Genomic DNA, 16399 nt, shown 5'->3' with positions numbered 1-16399 from the left:
ATGGAGGAGCTTCTGCGGCTGCTGGCCGAGGATGCGCCCGGCAGCGAGCTGGCCCGGGCGGCGGGCGAGGACGCGGTGGTACGCGACCTCGCCCTGCGCATCCGGGCCGGCATGGACGCCAGCAAGAAGCGGGAGGCCGAGCTCTCGACCCTGGTCGACGTGGCGCGCGAGCTCGCCTCGGCCCGCGACCCTGGCGACGTCCTCGGCACCATCGTGCACCGGACGCGCAGCCTGCTCGGCGTGGACGTCGCTTACCTGACCCTGTACGACCCGTCCCGCGGGGACACGTACATGCGCGCCACCGACGGGTCCGTCTCGGCGGAGTTCCAGCAGGTCCGGCTCCCGCTCGGCGCGGGACTCGGCGGTCTGGTCGCCGAGACCTACAAGCCGTACTGGACCGCCGACTACCCGTCCGACCAGCGGTTCCGGCACACCACCGCGATCGACCACGCGGTCGGCGACGAAGGACTGGTGGCGATCTGCGGAACCCCGCTGATCGTCGACGGGGCCTTCGTGGGCGTGTTGTTCGCCTCCAACCGCACCCGGCGCCCCTTCAGCCACGACGAGGTGTCGCTGCTCGGATCCCTGGCCGCGCTGGCTGCGGTGACACTGCTCCAGGTACGCGCGGCAGCCGAGACTGCTGCGGCGCTGGATCAACTGTCTGCCGCACACGCCGGTGTGGAGCACGCGGCCGCGGCGCATGACCGTTTCGCCGAGATCGTCTTGTCCGGCGGGGATGTGGACGCGATCGCCGCCGCACTGGCCGAGCTGCTCGACATGTGGGTCGTACTGGTCGATGCCAGCGGCAACGAGCTGGCCGTCGCCGGCAGCGTCCCCAGTACGCCGGTGCCGTGGCAGGACTCGGAGTCCGGTCGGTTGACCCGCATCGGTGACTGCTGGGTCGTAGCGGCTACCGCCAAGGGCGAACGGCTCGGTGCGCTCGTCATCGGCGGCGCGGACCACCTGTCGGGTGCAGACCAGCGCATTGTCGAGCGTGCTGCCGTTGTCACCGCACTGGTCCTGCTCTTCCGTCGGCAGGCGGCTGAGCAATCCCAACGTGCACAGGCGGATCTGCTGGCCGACGTACTCAGCGGGAGCGCCGACCCGCGCGCTCTCACCGATCGACTCCGCTTACTGGCGCCGAACCACCGACACGACCGCCTGGTCGTCGCAGTCTGCCGCGGCGACCACACCGCCGTACGGGCTCGGCTGTCCGCGCCGCTGGAAGACCGGCTGGTGCTGGCCGGCCCGTACGGCGGGGACTTGGTGCTGCTGTTCGCCCGTACCAGTGCTGCAGCCGTCGCACGCGAGTTGGCCGAGGTCGCGAAACGCGCCGGCGTGACCGTCGCTGTCACAGGCCCTGCGACCTGGGGAGAGCCCCTGGTCGAAGCACACCGGCAGGCGTCCCGTCTGGTCGCCACGATGCTGCGACTAGGACGCACCAGCGAGTCATCCACGCCTGACGACCTGGGCGTCGCAGGCCTCGTCGGCGCGTCTGAGGTCGACCTGCGCACCCACGTGCACCACGTGCTCGGCAAGGTCCTGGACTACGACGACCAGCGAGGCACCGACCTCATCGGCACCCTGCACGCCTACTTCGCCGCCGGCCAGAGCCCGACCCGCGCCGCCACCTCACTCCACATCCACCCCAACACAGTCCAGCAACGCCTAGACCGCGTCACCGCCCTCCTGGGCGACGGCTGGCAGTCCCCGGACCAAGCCCTCGACATCCAGGTAGCCCTCCGCCTCCACACCGCCCTGGGCTGAGCCCTCAGAACAGGCCTGGGAACAAGGCTGCGGTTCGGGTTCGGTATCCGGCGTAGGTCGGCAAGGTGCCGACGAGGATCTGTTCCTCGCGTCGGGCGCGGTAGACCTGCAGACCGACCAGCGTGATCCAGACCCCGGCAGCCGCCACCGTGCCTGCAGCGATGGCGAGGCCCAGACAGCAGAGGATCTCACCGCTGTACAGCGGGTGCCGGACCCATCGGTAGGGGCCGTGCTCGACGACAGAGCGGGCTTGGGCAAGGACCGACAGGTTCTTCCCCAAGCTGCGCAGCGACCAGACCGACCATGCGGTGCCGCTGACCAACAGGACGTCCGCAATCAGTTCTCTCCTCGCACTGGCGTCCCCGCCGTGCAGCAGCGGAAAGACGAATGGAATCAGGGTTCCAGTAACCGCGGCAATGTGTGCAAAGGCGGAAGGGCTGGTGGCCTTCGCAGGCCCCCGCCGTACGTAGGCCCAGATGATCAGCGCGTAGAACGCCGCGACCAGGGCGCTGCCGGTCCACCGCAGCGAACCCGCGAGTCCACTGCCGCTGGTGTGCGTCAGGGCGATGGTGTCAACCACCAGCATCAGTGTGGCGCACGGCACCATGATCAGGCGGCCGAAGTCCAGCCTCCGCTCGAGAACAGTCATCATCGGCCTACTTCCCGAACAGCAGGTGGGCGATGCTGATCATGCCCGGCCCGATGATGACGATGAACATCGACGGGAACAGACAGAAGACGAGCGGGAAGAGGATCTTCACCGGCACCTTCTGCGCCTTCTCCTCCGCGCGCTGCCTGCGTCGCAGCCGCATCTCGCGGGCCTGTTCGCGCAGCACGTCGGCGATCGTGATGCCGAGTTCGCCGGCCTGGACGAGCGCCGAGACGAACGACCGCAACTCCGGCACCGTCGTCCGATCCGTCAGCGAGCGCAGCGCCTGCGAGCGGGACTTGCCGATCTGCATCTCCTGCAGAACGCGCGAGAACTCCGCCGCCAACGGCCCCGTGGTGTTGCGCGCGACCTGGGCCAGCGCCGCGTCGAACCCGAGGCCGGCCTCGACGCAGACGGTGAGCATGTCGAGGGCATCGGGCAGGGCCCGCTGGAGCTTCTCCTGGCGCTTGACTCCAGCGTTGTACAGCAGAACGTCGGGGAGGAAGAATCCGGCAGCACCGGCGAGGGCCGTGGCGACAATGAGCAGCCCGACTGCACGCAGACCGTACAGCGCGCCGAGCCCGCCGAGGACGAACAGCCCGAGGCCCTTCGCAGCAAGGATCCTGTCCGGCGTCCACGCGGACGGGTTGCCTGCCAGGTCGAGCCGGCGCCGAAGCGTCGCGGTGATCCCCGAGGGGGACAGCCGCACTGCCAAGCTCCGGAGCCAACCCGGCAACGCCGCGAACGGATCACGGTCGGCTTCGATCTCGAGCTGGGGGTGCTGCGTGTAGTGAGTTTCGATCGTGGCCAGCGCCTTGGCCACGCCGCCCTGAGCGGGCCGCGCGGCGACGCCGACGACGGCCAGAACGATGGCGAGACAGAGAGCGGCCAGTCCGCCGATCAGGATCACAGTTGCAGTCATCTCACGCCTCCACCTTGACCAGTGCGCGGATCCAGAACGAACCGACGATCATCAGGACGACGCCGCTGCCGATCAGCATCAGACCGAACGGGGTGGTGAACAGCGGACTCATGTACTGCGGCTTGCTGAAGCTCAGCCACGCGCCGAGCACGATCGGCAGACAGACGATGATGTAGCCGGACAGCCGGCCCTCCGCGCTGAGAGCTTGGACATGCCGGCGGGTCTGAGCCCGTTCCCGCATGGTGTCGACCGTGTTCTTGAGAACCTCTGCCAGGTTGCCGCCGACCTCCCGCTGGATCCGGGTGGCCATCACGACCCACCGCAGATCGTCGCAATCCATCCGGTCTGCGACGTGGGTGAGCCCCTCCTCGAGCTCGACGCCGATCCTGGTCTCGGCCAGCGCACGTGAGAATTCACCCGCGGCCGGTTGGGTACCGTCACGGACGACCGCGTCGACGGCCTGTGGGAGCGAGAAGCCGGACCGAAGCGATCCGACGATCAGTTGCAGCACGTCGGGGAGCTGCTCGCCGAATGCCGCGCGGCGGCGCCCGATACGGAAGCTCAGGTAGAGGTGCTGTCCCAGCCACGCGGCAATGATCCCGATAGGCGCACTCAGCAGCGGAGGCAGGCCGATGAGCATCATCCCGGCGGCGAGCACGGCGCCGACGCAGAGGGTCAGCAGTGCCCATTCGGCCGGCTTGCGCCTGAGATCCGCGAGGTCGAGTCGATCGGTCAGCCCTTGCTCGGCTCCCGTCGAACGCAGTGCCTGGCCGATGAACCCCACAGCGGTCCTGACAGCGGCGCCCTCGGACTCGGTGCTGTGTGGCTCGTCCCGACGAGGTCCGTAGTGACTGAATTTCTGGGTCAACCGCCGCGCGGTGTCTTCGCGAGCTCCTTGCCAGCGGAGGAGGACGACGGTGAGCAAGACGACGAAGAAGACGCCCCCGAGCAAGGCCAGGAGTTGCCAGGACCAGATCGTCCGGTGCTGTTTGACCGGTGGCGGAGCGACGGCAGGCCCGGGCGCCTCGGTGCTGGGCGGCGGCGCGATCGCAGCGAACGTGACCTGAGCGGTCGCGCTGACAGGGCCCGCGGTGACGCGGAGCGTGACCCTCCGGCCGGCCAGCGTGGCAGGTACCGTGACCTCGACCTTCATGCGCGTTGTGAAGTTGTGCGCCACGGCGGCGAATGCCGCGGTGAGCTGGCTGGCGTTCTGAGCCGTCAAAATGCGTCCGCCTGCCGCTGCTGCGATCTGTTGGGCCGCCGACGAATCACTGCTCCCGTAGCGGAAGGCAACGACATCAGCCGGTACGCGGGCGGAGGCGAGCTGGCTCGTGACCGAGGCGAGCGTAGCCCTGCTGGAGGTGTCCACACCGTCGGACAACACCACGAGCCTGCGCTGGGCCGATGTGCCCAGACCGGCTGCCTCGAGCGCGGAGCTTCCAGCACGAACCGCGTCGTACAGCGCCGTGTCCCCAACCGCCTGCACACTGGCGAGTGCAGTGCGAATCGAGAGCCGATTCGCTGTGGGGGCGACGACGAGCCGTGGGCGGTCGGAGAACGTGAGCAGACCGGCTCGTACATCGCTCGGCAACGTAGCCAGGTAGCTCAAAGCGGCCTGGCGTGCGGCCGCGATACCTGACCCGGCCATCGACCCGCTGGTGTCGAGCACGATGATCACTGCGCGCTGCGGGGCCGTGGTCACGGTCGTACTGCTGACCGGCGTGACGTGCGCCGGCAGCCGGTTCCGGCCGACGTCCACGTGCACGCTCTTCGGGTCGAGCTCACCCGGCAGGCCGGCCGTGGTCAGCACCATGTCTGCGTGCCCCGCGCTGACCTGGACCGAGTCGATCCTGGCCGAGGGGCCGGGGTCGGCCTGCGCCACGCTCGGCATCAAAGCGGCGAACCCGGCGAATACCGCCGCGGTGCCGGCGCGCAGTCTCGTGACGGTCGTCATCGGACAGCCTCGTCGGAGCCGAACAGGCGCGGCGGCAGCACGACGCCTTGATCGGCGAGCCGATCCAGGAACCCTGGACGCAGTCCGGTGGATCGCAGCGTTCCGCGGAACCAGCCGCGGTCGTCGACCCCCGCATGGAAGTCGAACAGGAACAGGTCCTGGAGGGTGACGACCTCGCCCTCCATCCCGGCGACCTCGGTGATGTGAGTGATCCGCCGTGTCCCGTCCTTCAACCGCGCCTGGTGCACGATGAGGTCGATCGCGGATGCCATCTGCTCGCGGATCGCCCGCTGCGGCAGCTCGACTCCGGCCATCAGCACCATCGTCTCCAGACGGGCGAGCGAGTCGCGCGGTGCGTTGGAGTGCACAGTGGTGATCGAGCCGTCGTGGCCTGTGTTCATCGCCTGCAGCATGTCGAGTGCCGCGCCGTCGCGGACCTCGCCGATGATGATGCGATCGGGACGCATCCGGAGGGCGTTGCGGACGAGGTCCCGGATCGCGACCTCGCCCTTCTTCTCCACGTTGGACGGCCGGGACTCCAGACGCAGGACATGGTCCTGGCGGAGTTGCAGTTCTGCCGCGTCCTCGATCGTGACGATGCGTTCGTCATCGGGAAGGAACGACGACAAGACGTTCAGCGTCGTCGTCTTTCCGGAGCCGGTACCGCCGCCGATGAGGACGTTCAACCGCCCGCGCACGCAGGCTCGGAGCAGGTCGGCGACCGGCGCGGTGAGGGTCCCGAACGAGATCAGGTCGTCGACAGTGAACGGATCGGCGGCGAACTTCCGGATCGTCAGCAGCGATCCGTCCAGTGCGATCGGCGGTACGACGGCGTTGACCCGGCTGCCGTCGGGCAGTCGGGCGTCGACCATCGGGCTGGCGTCGTCGACGCGGCGGCCCACGCGGGAGACGATCTTGTCGATCGTGCGCCGCAGGTGACTCTCGTCGGTGAACGCGGCGTCCACGGGCGTCAGGCGGCCCTCGCGCTCGACATAGATCTGGTCGTGACCGTTGACCATGATCTCGGAGACGCCGGCGTCGCGCAGGTACGGCTCGAGCGGACCGTGCCCGAGGATCTCGTCGGCGACCTCCTGGGCGACGCGCCCGCGGTCCGCGACGGTCATGGGCGTGTCGTCGCGTTGCAGGACCGCTTGCAGCGTCTGGGTGACCTGCTGCTCGAGTTCACGCTGGTCCAGGTGCGCGTCGTACAGCTTCGGCCCCAGGGTTTCCAGGAGTCCTTGATGCACACTGCGCTTCACCCCCGCGAAGGGGTCGCTGTTGCGCGTCGTACGACGAGGGACCTCGTCGGCGGCCCGCGGTTCGGAGGTACTGGTGGAGGCAGGCCGTGCGGCCTGCACGTCCTGCCCCGGACGTGTCTGCCGCTGGGCAAGCCGTTCTGAGAGGTTCATCATCGCCTCCCGGCGCCGCGGCGGGCGAAGGGCCTGTGCCGTACAGGCTCCGACTGACTCAGCAGTCGCTCGCGGGCGAAACGGGTGATCGCCTGGCTGACCGGATGGGTCGGCGTCGCGATCACGATCGGGGTCCCCTTGTTGATGGAGACGGGCACATTGCGGCTCGACGGAACGTGGCCCTCGATGGTGCTGCGAACCACGCGCTCGACGTCACCCGCGGACAGCCCGACCTTCGAGTCGGACCGGTTGACGACCACGGAGCGGATGCCGCGCGAGTACGAGAGCAGGTCCAGCATGTCCAGCGTGATCCGCAGGTTTTTCATTGCCGGTGTGTCCGGCGTGGTCAGCAGGACATGATGATCGGAGACGTCCATCGCCGTCAGCACATGCTCACTGAACTGTGCCGGGGTGTCGACGACGACGAAGTCGTACATTCCCCGCAGGACGGCGAGTAGTTCACCGATGAGCGATGCGGGGATCTTCTCGGCATCGCCGGGGGTGACCGGCGCCAGCAGCATGTCCAGCCCGGGCCGGTACGACGTGACGAGCGAGGCTGCTCCGGTCGTGTCGAGATGGCCGGCCATCGGCAGGGCGTCGCTGATCGTGCGCACCGGATCGAGCTGGACGCTGATCGCCACATCGCCGAACGAGAGGTCCAGGTCCACGACACAGACCCGGTATGTCTCGCTCGCGGCCAAGGCAGCCGCCAAGTTGATCGCGACCGTCGTCTTTCCGCACCCACCCTTGGCGGAGAACACAGTGACGACCTTGCCGTGGTGTGTCGGCTCGGCCTCGTCGTGGCCGTGCACATGACCGGACAAGGCCCGCGAGTGGTCGCAGGCGGCGCTCAGCGCGTCGTTGTCGCCTGCCGCGACCACCTCGCGCACACCGGCCCGAATTGCGTCGGTGAGCACCGTGACGTCGACGTGCTCGCGAATCAGGATCACCCCGATGGCGGGGCGTTCTAGGCGCAGTCGTGCGCTGAACTCCAAGGCCTGGCCGGTCTCTACCGCCGGACCCACCACGATCAGGTTCTCTGTGGGGTCTTCGGTCAGCGCCCGGAGTGCGGCGCCGAGGTCCTCGACGCTCCGCACGCTGGTGCCGAGCGTCGAGATCAGGTCCGCCGGCACGTCGGCCGGCTGGCACAGGATGGTCATGGTGATCGTCTCCTCACTTCTTCTTCGCCGGCAGCGTCGGGAACAGCGGCTCGATGTGGTCCTCGACCTTGACCTGGGTGGACGGGCCGAGCAGTGCCAGATATGGCAGCGACGTCTGGGTGAGGAGGATGAGGCGCTCGGCATCGGTCTGGCTGCCGGCCAGGGTGACCAGCACCATGTCGTTCTGCGCCGGTGCGGAGCCCTGTGACAGGCCGCCGCCGGACTTGGAGTCCTGCGCGGCCGGCCCGATGGCGATCACCCGGATCTTGGGGATGACGACGCGGGTGTTGCCGAGGCCCTTGCCGAACTGCTGCTTGTGCTGACCGGTGCAGTTCGGTTGTCCGCTGACCTCACTGTTGTTGCCAGCGACAACTGTTCCGAAGACCGCGACGTCGGACCCGGCCTTCACGTTGCCGGCAACGGCCTCTGCACTGCACAGCGTGATGGTGACGGCTACCTTGCCCTCGGGAATCGTCAGACCGCTGGTGGCCTGCGCGGCCGACACGAGCATCGACTTGAGGAGCACCTGTCCGGGCTTGAGGTCGGCCGTGGTGACCAGTTCCTCCAGCGCCGGCGTGATCTCGGCCAGGGCGTCGGACGATACCGACGACGCCGGCAGCGTCTCCTTGTGCAGCGATGCCTTCGCTTCGGCCGCGGTGGTGCCGGACGGGATCACCTTGCCGGCCACGAGCACGGTCACCGCTTGCTGACCCGCGACCGCGCGAGCGTCCGCACGATTGACGTAAATCAGCACTGCGCCTGATCCGACCACGGCCAGCGCGACCGCCAGCACGATGGTCACAACTCTGCGTTTCATGGTTCTCTCTTCTCTGCTGGCGGCTCTAGCCGGCGAGTTTGACGGCGGTAGCGCCGAAATAGGTGCCGCCGCCGATTTGGGTGGCGACCGGGACGAGGGCCTGAGTGAAGTGGCCGTAGATGCAGGACGGCGTCGTTGCTCCGTTCGGGCAACTGCCTTTCGTGAACGGCGCCGGGATGGCGTCCTTCAGCGGGTTCATGTTCGCGTAGCCGGTGAGGATGAACGCGGCGAGTCCGACGAGGTGATACGTCGCTCCGCTGCCGGTCCCGGTAGTGGTGTCGAAGATCGGGATGAAGATCGGGGTCCGGTTCGCGACATAGGACAGCAGAGCGCTCTGACATGCCGCGGACAGGTTCTTGCCCGGGTCGCTTCCGGTGACGTACCCGCTCTGGGTGAGGTCGATGGAGGCGGTGCATCCGCCGATGTCGTTCAGCCAGCCGAACTCGCCGGGCGCGCTCAGGCCGTTGCACGTGGGCGCGTTGGGCGCGTCACGTACATAGATTCGCTGATCCACGCCGAAGACCGGTGGAGTGCCACCACCCGTCGCCTGTGTCCAGGCGCAGAGCGAAAGGGTCATCGCGAGCGATTTGGTGCTCTGGAGCGCTGGTCCCCAGCTCGCCCGGGCGCAGGCGAGAATCGTTGTCCCCTGGTAGCTCGCGTTGCCGGTCAGGGCACGAGCGAACACCGGTGGCAGCAGCGAGGACCCGCCGGCTGTCCTGGTGGCAGTGTGGACGTCCACGTAGTTCTTGTCCGCGGACGTCGGCGCCGGGCAGTCGACGAGGGTGCCTGACGACCCCGGGCAACTCGGCAGAATGTCTTTCGGATCGCGACCACAGACCAGGCTGACGGTCGATGTGCCGTCCTTGGCGTTGAGATTCGCGTACTTCGCGGCCTCTGCAGGCGCACAGAGCGGCTCGAGGCCGCTCCCGGCTGGGGCGGTGACGCAGCTCTTCGCGACCGCGAGAGATCCGGCGTCGGCGCCGTTCTGCAGCTCTGCGCGTTCCTGGTACACGGTGCCGACGTCGATGGTCAGTGCGGCCAGGCCGAGCAGCACGCCGGATGCGAAGAGCACGCCGATCAGCGCACCGAAGGCGCCACGGTCGTCGAGCCGGAGAATCCGCATCATCGGTCGAGCGAGACGTGAGGTCAGGTTTCGCATGGCATGACCCCCCGCGCCGTCAGCGTGGTCTGACCGCTCATACCGCTACCGCCGAAGAAGCTGACGAGGTAGCCGAGCCCTGGCGTGAACTGGAAGGTGTAGCTGACCTGAACGGCGGAGCTGCTCGCCGGCCCGGCACCGGTCGGGCAGGACGACTGAACGGACGCACTGACCGGGCTCAATCCCGTCGCGGCCGCCTGTGCGCGACTTACTGCGTCAGTTCGGCCGAGGGCGACAAGCCGGGCGCCCTCGCGGGCAGCCTGGGTCAGGGTTTCCTGCGCGTTCAGCATCCGGCCGAAGTCGATGATGCCCAGCAGGATCAGCAAGAGCAGGGGAAGCAGAAGCGCGAACTCGACGGCGGTGGCGCCACGGTCCGCGCTGCTGCCCCCATGTACGGACGAGGGAAGCATGCGGCGTACTCCTGCCGCGGGCCGCGTGCGAGGTGTGCGACCGTGGTGAGTTTCCCCGCCGCGATTCCCTCGTCTCGGATACATGAGTTCTCCCGGTGATGAAGACTGGCCGGCTGACATTGGTGTGACCGGCTCGACAGGACGGGTCAGGGGGCGCCGAAAACGCCCGCGAACAGTGCGGAAACCGCTGGGCCGAGGATGGCGACGAGCGGCGCGACGACGACCGCGATCAACGTCGCCACCAGGCCGTACTCGAGCATGGTCGCGCCGCGATCGTCGCGCCGCAGGGACCTGCCTACGGCTTTGACCAACCACATGAGTTCGCGCATCCGGACTCCTTGGCTGGGAGGCAGTGGCGGCCCGGCACACTCCGGCCGGGCCGCACCACCCCACGGGATCGGACTGGATGGATCGGCAGATCGCTCCGGACCGTCAGAGGCTGCCGATGATGCCGGTGAACAGGCCGGCGATGGCGGTCCCCAGCGGGCCGACCGCGGCGGCGACGATGACCGCGATCAGGGCGACCATCAGGCCGTACTCGATCATGGTCGCGCCACGCTCGTCGCTGCGGATCTGCCGGACGAGGGTCTGCATGTAGGTGCGCAGGTCGTTGAGCATGTGAAACTCCTTGTACAGGCGGTGGATTCGGTTCCACCGCAGTCGATCGAACGGCGATCTGCCGATCGGTACCGCAAAGGTGCACGACCGTTGCCTCGTCGCGGCATCGGTCGATCGGTCAGACTGAGGACCTCGACAGGCCGACAACGCCTCGCCCTGGGCGACACGGCTGTCGTCCGTTCGGACGACATGTCCCTCGAACGGCTGCTCTGCGCGTCCACTCGGTCAGTCCCGCGCCTGGATGGTTCCGGAGGTTCACAAGCCGCCCTAGCTTGGCTGGCATGAACATCGAGTGGGCTCTGGCCGGAGGAGCCGTCGGCCTCGTCGCCGGCCTGCTTCTGCGCGGCACGGTCTTCCAGCTGTCCGTGGCGTCAGGCGAGCCGCTGCGCACGACCTGCCAGCGGTGCGCGGGACCCGTCGGCGGGCGCTTCGCCTTTCGCTGTCGGAGCTGCCACCGTTGGCTCGGTCGGCCGCTTGTGCTGGAGTTGGCCACGGCCGCGGTACTGGGTCTACTGCTCTGGCGATTTGCGGGAGAACCTGCTGCAGCCGGGTTCGCCTTTGTCGGAGTAATCGGGGTCGCGTTGGCGGCCATCGACATCTCCGTGCAGCGCTTGCCTGATCGGCTGACCCTTCCGTTGTATCCGGGGCTGGTCGCGCTGTTCGGACTGGCTGCGATCGTCGACGGACACCCGAGCGAACTGGTCCGCGCGTTGCTCGGCGGATCGGCGCTCGGCGGCGGTTACCTGGTCCTCGCGATCCTGAGCCGCGGCCAGCTCGGCGGCGGCGACGTGAAGCTCGCCGGCGGGCTCGGCATCGCGCTCGGCTGGCTGGGTTGGCCGACGTTGCTCACCGGGGCAGCCGCAGGGTTCGTGCTGATGGGTGTGGTGAGCGTGGCGTTGTTGCTCGCGGGCCGCATCGCGCCGAAGGACTCGATCAGCTTCGGCCCGTTCATGCTCGCCGGAGCGCTGCTGACGGTCCTGACCGGCACGTGAGCTGAGGTCGGAGAGACGGGCATCTGTTCCGTCGTACTAGGGCCTAAAGTCCCTATCCCGCACCCGACGTTGTTACCTAGTGTGACTGCGACACGGGGAGGTTTACTATGAGTCACGACATCAGGATTGTCGTGGTCGACGGGCATACGCTGACGCGCTACGGTCTGCTCGGTCTGGTGGGCGGCGAGCCCGGTATGACGATCGTCGGTGAGACCGGGCTGGGGTCCGAGGCCACGGCGACGGTCGCCGACGCGGACCCTGATGTCGTAGTTCTCGACATCGCGCTGCCGGATGCCGACGGCCTGTCGATCGCCCGCGAGCTGCGCGACCGGTATACCGAGCTCGGCATCGTCCTGCTGACCTCCAACGGCGAGGATGATCTGCTGTTCCGCGCGCTCGAGGCCGGGGTCTCGGCATTCGTCCCGAAGGTCGCTCCCGCGACCGAGGTGTTGCCGGCGATCCGGCACGCGGCGGTCGCAGCCGGCTCCTTCATCGCCACCGGTCTCGGGCAGGCCGTCGCCCGACGGCAACAAGCCGTTGTGTCGACCGCTGTTCGGCCAACTACCGGGGCGTCGCTGAGCCCGCGTGAGGCAGAGGTGCTGGCGATGCTCGGCCACGGCCTGTCGGTTGCAGCGATCGGAGCGGCCCTGTACGTCAGCCACTCGACGGCCAAGACCTATGTCGCTCGGCTCTACGAGAAGCTGGGCGCTTCGAACCGCTCGCAGGCCCTGATGGCCGGCCTGCAGGCGGGTCTGCTGCAGCAGCAAATGACCGCCGGAACTTGATAACCAAGCGTTCAACTATGTCGGTGGAAAGCACCTCCGGGAAAACCGTAACGGACTGTGTCCGGCAGCCGATCACAGTTACAGCAGGTCACGACACTCCGCCGCCAGCTGGAGGAGCTGCAGGGGCCGTTTCACGGGGGGACATCATGCGGAACACGATCAAGGTCGTTGTGATCGACGGCCACACGCTGACGAGGTACGGACTGATCCGGCTCGTCACCGCCGACGAGGACATCGCCATTGTCGGGGAGTGCGGGCTCGCGTCGGAGGCGCCGGCGCTCATCGCGTCGAGTTGTCCGGACGTCGTCGTGATGGACGTCGCGCTGCCCGACGGCGACGGGTTCCAGCTGGCCCGTGAGCTTCGGGACCGCCATGCCGAGCTTGGCATCGTCGTCCTGACGGCCCAGGCTGAGGACGACGTCCTCTTCCGGGCTCTGGAGACCGGCGTCTCTGCCTTCGTGGGGAAGACCGCACCGAACAGCGAGGTCCTCGGGGCGATCCGCCATGCCGCGGTGGCCGCGGCGTCCTTCACGGCGACCGGCCTGGCGCTGGCGCTGGCTCGTCGAGGGCAGTTCGCCGCCTTCCCCCCTGTTGACAGTCCCGTGCAGGTGACCGCACCATCGATCAGAGGCTTGGCGCTCAGTCCGCGGGAGCGGGAGGTGCTGTCGATGCTCGCGGCCGGCCGCTCCGTGCCGGTCATCGCCACCACGATGTTCGTCAGCCTTTCGACGGCCAAGACATACGTCTCGCGGCTGTACGAGAAGTTGGGCGCCACCAATCGGGCCAGTGCGATCATGACCGCCATGCGGATGGGCCTCATCCAGTCGGAGTACGACGTTCCCGCCTAGGGCATGAGCACGAGGCGGCCGCGGAGGCCGCCTTCGGCCAGACGTTTGTACGCCAGGCTCGCATGCTCGAGTGGGTACGTGTCAGCTACCCGTGTCGATACAACGCCATGTTCAGCCAAGTGGACCAACGTTCTCAGGTCTGCCTGATTCGCCTGCACCAGGACTTGGTCCACCGTGATGCCGCGAAGGTGCGGAGGACGCTGGCCTCCTTGCAGATGTGCGTGCCGGCCGCGGTTGCGGACTGCCTCCTGTGCGCCGATTCCGATCACCGCCGCGTCGACCAGTCCGTCCACGCCGGCCGGGACGATCCGGCGTACCTCGGTCGGCAGGTCCTTCGAGCGGGCGATGAAGTGGTCCGCGCCGAGGCTTCGTACCAGGTCCTCGTCCTGGTTGCCGGCGGTGGCGATTACGGTCAGGTCGAAGTGCTTGGCGAGTTCGACCGCGTGGCCACCGACGCCGCCTGCGGCGCCGGTGATCAGCACGGTCTGGCCGGGTTCGAGGTCGAGGGCTTGTAGCGCTTGGAGCGCTGTCGAGGCGTTCAGGCCGAATGTCGATGCGGCTGTGAGGTCCAGGTTTTGAGGCGCCCGTGCGACGGCGTCGGTGTCCAGGACGACGTACTCCGCGTGGGTCTTCAGTGATCGGCCGAGCAGGTCGGCGAGCCCGATCACCGGCGTACCTTCGGGAAGGTCGCCGGCGTCGACCGTCCCCGCCACGTCCCAGCCGAGGCCGAACTGCGGCCGCGGGGCGGTCAGCCCGGCCTGGACGAGCACTCCGGCGCTGACGGCCAGGTCGACGGGGTTGACCGCTGCTGCGGCGACCTTGATCCGGACCTGGCCTGCGGCTGGCTCAGGTACTGGGGTCTCGATCAGTTCGATGGCGTCGGGTCCGTCGAGCTGGCGGGCGACGAGTGCGCGCATGACGTTGTCTCTCCTTGTGTGTGGATGTGTGAATCACTCTGGGAGAGTTACTCTCTGGCGGGAAGTACGCACTTGGGAGTGCGTACCGTACGACGAGGAGAGCTATGGCGACCCGCACCGCGGCCCAGCTCCGGGAGGAGGCTGCTCGCGAGTACGACGCATTCCTGGCGACCTGCCCGGCCCGGCAGTTGCTCGACCGGATCAGTGACAAGTGGGTGACTCTGGTGCTGACCGCGCTTGCGGATGGGCCGCAGCGCTACTCGGATCTGTCGCGTCGGATCGCCGGTGTCAGCCAGAAGATGCTGACCCAGACTCTCCGCTCCTTGGAACGTGACGGGCTGTTGACCCGTTCGGTCACGCCTTCCGTCCCGGTGCGCGTTGACTACGAGCTCACGTCCTTGGGGCGCACGCTGATGCCACTTATCGCTGCCATCAAGTCTTGGGCCGAGACGCATATGCCTGAGGTGCAGGCTGCCCGTTCCAGCTACGACGAGGTGAGCGCATGACCGAGGATCGGCGGGTTGTGGTTGTCGTCGTGCCTGCCGTTGGGACGTGGGCTCCGCCTGGGCGGGATCCGGAGGTATGGCGGTTGGCGCTGGCGGAGGACACGTACGAGGTGCTCGCTGCCCTGGACCGGGTCGACGTGGCGGTCGCGGTGGCAGGCGGGGACGAGGCGGCGGTGGCTGAGGTGAGCGCGCTGACCTGGCCCGGCACACCGACGTACGCCGTCGATTCGTCGCGGCCGGTGCTGCATGCGGTCGAGTTGGCGGGTCCGGCTGCGGCGGTCGTCGCTGTTTCGCACGACGTGCCTGATTTGCCCGGGCTGCTGATCGGCAAGCTGTTTCGGGCGCTGAGCCATGCGGACATCGCGGTCACGCCGGCCGAGGACGGTTCGCTCGTCGCTGTCGGTGTGGGGTCGCCTGTTGCTCCGTGGATCGGTGAGCTTGCGCCGACCTTCGACACTCCGCTGGCGCTGCTCGAGGCGCGCAAGCCGCGTCGGCATGCGGTCGCGATCGGCCCCGGCTGGCACCGTCTGCGATCGAACGCTGACATAGCGCGACTGGATCCGGGGTTGGAAGGCTGGGACGCAACAAGATCCCAACTTCGTCACGCCTGACCCGTCACCTTCCCCGAACCCGCTCGTTCACCATGCAACGGGGAGCTACACCGATCGCCGATGCCGTTCAGGGGCGGCACCCGACGACAACCCGGCCGCACCGGGGGGATGCGGTCCGGGCACACGGGGAACCGCCACCGCAGCCGGGGGACTGCAGGGCGAAACGGGGGATGCACGACGGGGGAGGCTGCGCCCGCGCGGATCGGGGGACAAGCGGGCACGGCCGAAATCGCAGTACGGCCGGGATTGCAGGCCTGTAGGCGGTTGCGACACCGGCAAGCACGGTTTGTTGAAGGCGCCTGCCCGGCAGTCGCAGTACGGCAAGTGCAGCGGGGGAACAGGGATCGGCTGGAACGCAAGTACCAGCCGTTGTCGTCCGGAGGACGCAGTACGACGGGGAGTAGCTGGAAGCGCCGCCCAGCGGTCAGCTGCACCAGGGGACGGCGCGGGGGTGTCCGGTGTAACGGCGGAGTTCGGGTTAACGGGGGACGCAGGACCAGCGGGGGAATCACTCACGGGGGACGTCGTGCTGCGGGCACAGCTGAACCCGCCGTACGCGAACTGGCGATGCCGCGGCGATGTGGCGCACGACGGGGACAGCCGGGGTCGCCGTACGTCGGGTGATCGCGGCACGAGGTACCGCGCGGCGCAGGCTGGAGTTCGCAGGGCGGGGGAGCGGGATCCTGAGCCGCGTGGTAAGCAGCGCCGGAACAGATGCGGGCGGCGGAAAACGCAGTACCAGCGGCGGAATCACAGCACGCGAACGCGGTACGACGGGGACGCGGTACGACGGGGACGCGGTACGACGGGGACGCGGTACGACGGGGACGCGGTACGACGGGGACGCGGTACGACGGGGACGCGGTACGACGGGG

Annotated in this window: 17 protein-coding genes; 6 read left to right on the top strand and 11 right to left on the bottom strand. The window is 68.3% G+C overall.

Features of this window, described 5'->3' with window-relative positions; translation table 11 throughout:
• Entirely contained in the window at nucleotides 1–1767 is a 1767-nt protein-coding gene (locus ABZW60_RS13505) for a helix-turn-helix domain-containing protein (protein ID WP_355476473.1), read from the top strand.
• A gap of 4 nt (nucleotides 1768–1771) precedes the next feature.
• On the opposite strand, the gene ABZW60_RS13500 is transcribed toward ABZW60_RS13505, so the two are convergent.
• From ABZW60_RS13500 to ABZW60_RS13455, 10 genes are all read right to left on the bottom strand, one after another.
• Nucleotides 1772–2416 carry an isoprenylcysteine carboxylmethyltransferase family protein gene (locus ABZW60_RS13500; RefSeq protein WP_355476471.1) on the bottom strand — a complete coding sequence of 215 codons (645 nt, stop codon included), beginning with the start codon at nucleotides 2414–2416 and terminating at the stop codon, nucleotides 1772–1774.
• 7 nt (nucleotides 2417–2423) lie between these two features.
• Complete coding sequence (locus ABZW60_RS13495) at nucleotides 2424–3338, bottom strand: type II secretion system F family protein (protein WP_355476469.1); 915 nt, start codon at nucleotides 3336–3338, stop codon at nucleotides 2424–2426.
• 1 nt (nucleotide 3339) lies between these two features.
• Nucleotides 3340–5292: a VWA domain-containing protein gene (locus ABZW60_RS13490; RefSeq protein ID WP_355476468.1), complete on the bottom strand. Its 1953-nt coding sequence runs from the start codon at nucleotides 5290–5292 to the stop codon at nucleotides 3340–3342.
• Entirely contained in the window at nucleotides 5289–6701 is a 1413-nt protein-coding gene (locus ABZW60_RS13485) for a CpaF family protein (RefSeq protein ID WP_355476466.1), read from the bottom strand. Before ABZW60_RS13485 ends, ABZW60_RS13490 begins: the two co-directional genes overlap by 4 nt.
• A complete protein-coding gene (locus ABZW60_RS13480; RefSeq protein WP_355476464.1) occupies nucleotides 6701–7861 on the bottom strand; it encodes an AAA family ATPase in 1161 nt (386 codons plus the stop codon). The genes ABZW60_RS13485 and ABZW60_RS13480 overlap by 1 nt, the downstream gene beginning before the upstream one ends.
• A 13-nt stretch (nucleotides 7862–7874) precedes the next feature.
• Entirely contained in the window at nucleotides 7875–8678 is an 804-nt protein-coding gene (locus tag ABZW60_RS13475; RefSeq protein WP_355476462.1) for an RcpC/CpaB family pilus assembly protein, read from the bottom strand.
• Nucleotides 8679–8703: 25 nt separating this feature from the next.
• Nucleotides 8704–9804, bottom strand: coding sequence for a TadE/TadG family type IV pilus assembly protein (locus ABZW60_RS13470; protein WP_355476460.1), 1101 nt, complete (start codon nucleotides 9802–9804; stop codon nucleotides 8704–8706).
• Nucleotides 9805–9824: 20 nt separating this feature from the next.
• Nucleotides 9825–10247 carry a TadE/TadG family type IV pilus assembly protein gene (locus ABZW60_RS13465; protein ID WP_355476458.1) on the bottom strand — a complete coding sequence of 141 codons (423 nt, stop codon included), beginning with the start codon at nucleotides 10245–10247 and terminating at the stop codon, nucleotides 9825–9827.
• Nucleotides 10248–10393: 146 nt separating this feature from the next.
• On the bottom strand, nucleotides 10394–10576 hold the full coding sequence (locus ABZW60_RS13460) for a Flp family type IVb pilin (RefSeq protein ID WP_355476457.1): 183 nt from the start codon (nucleotides 10574–10576) through the stop codon (nucleotides 10394–10396).
• 103 nt (nucleotides 10577–10679) lie between these two features.
• A complete protein-coding gene (locus tag ABZW60_RS13455; protein ID WP_355476455.1) occupies nucleotides 10680–10865 on the bottom strand; it encodes a Flp family type IVb pilin in 186 nt (61 codons plus the stop codon).
• A 281-nt stretch (nucleotides 10866–11146) separates the two neighbouring features.
• On the opposite strand from ABZW60_RS13455, the gene ABZW60_RS13450 reads away from it, so the two are divergent.
• The 3 genes from ABZW60_RS13450 (at nucleotide 11147) to ABZW60_RS13440 (ending at nucleotide 13490) form a co-directional block, all read left to right on the top strand.
• Nucleotides 11147–11857, top strand: coding sequence for an A24 family peptidase (locus tag ABZW60_RS13450; protein WP_355476453.1), 711 nt, complete (start codon nucleotides 11147–11149; stop codon nucleotides 11855–11857).
• 107 nt (nucleotides 11858–11964) lie between these two features.
• Entirely contained in the window at nucleotides 11965–12642 is a 678-nt protein-coding gene (locus ABZW60_RS13445) for a response regulator transcription factor (protein ID WP_355476451.1), read from the top strand.
• Nucleotides 12643–12788: 146 nt separating this feature from the next.
• On the top strand, nucleotides 12789–13490 hold the full coding sequence (locus tag ABZW60_RS13440; protein ID WP_355476450.1) for a response regulator transcription factor: 702 nt from the start codon (nucleotides 12789–12791) through the stop codon (nucleotides 13488–13490).
• Here the strand turns inward: ABZW60_RS13440 and ABZW60_RS13435 are convergent.
• Nucleotides 13487–14407 carry an NADP-dependent oxidoreductase gene (locus ABZW60_RS13435; RefSeq protein WP_355476448.1) on the bottom strand — a complete coding sequence of 307 codons (921 nt, stop codon included), beginning with the start codon at nucleotides 14405–14407 and terminating at the stop codon, nucleotides 13487–13489. The two genes, ABZW60_RS13440 and ABZW60_RS13435, sit on opposite strands and share 4 nt — an antisense overlap.
• Before the next feature lie 104 nt (nucleotides 14408–14511).
• Between ABZW60_RS13435 and ABZW60_RS13430 the strand changes: the two genes are divergently transcribed.
• Nucleotides 14512–14913 carry a helix-turn-helix domain-containing protein gene (locus ABZW60_RS13430; protein WP_355476446.1) on the top strand — a complete coding sequence of 134 codons (402 nt, stop codon included), beginning with the start codon at nucleotides 14512–14514 and terminating at the stop codon, nucleotides 14911–14913.
• Nucleotides 14914–14996: 83 nt separating this feature from the next.
• Nucleotides 14997–15524, top strand: a complete 528-nt coding sequence (locus ABZW60_RS13425) for a DUF2064 domain-containing protein (protein ID WP_355476444.1) — start codon at nucleotides 14997–14999, stop codon at nucleotides 15522–15524.
• Nucleotides 15525–16399 lie beyond the last annotated feature (875 nt).

The organism is Kribbella sp. NPDC003557 (assembly GCF_040610805.1).
GTDB lineage: Bacteria > Actinomycetota > Actinomycetes > Propionibacteriales > Kribbellaceae > Kribbella.
This window is presented reverse-complemented; position numbering and strand designations above follow the sequence as displayed.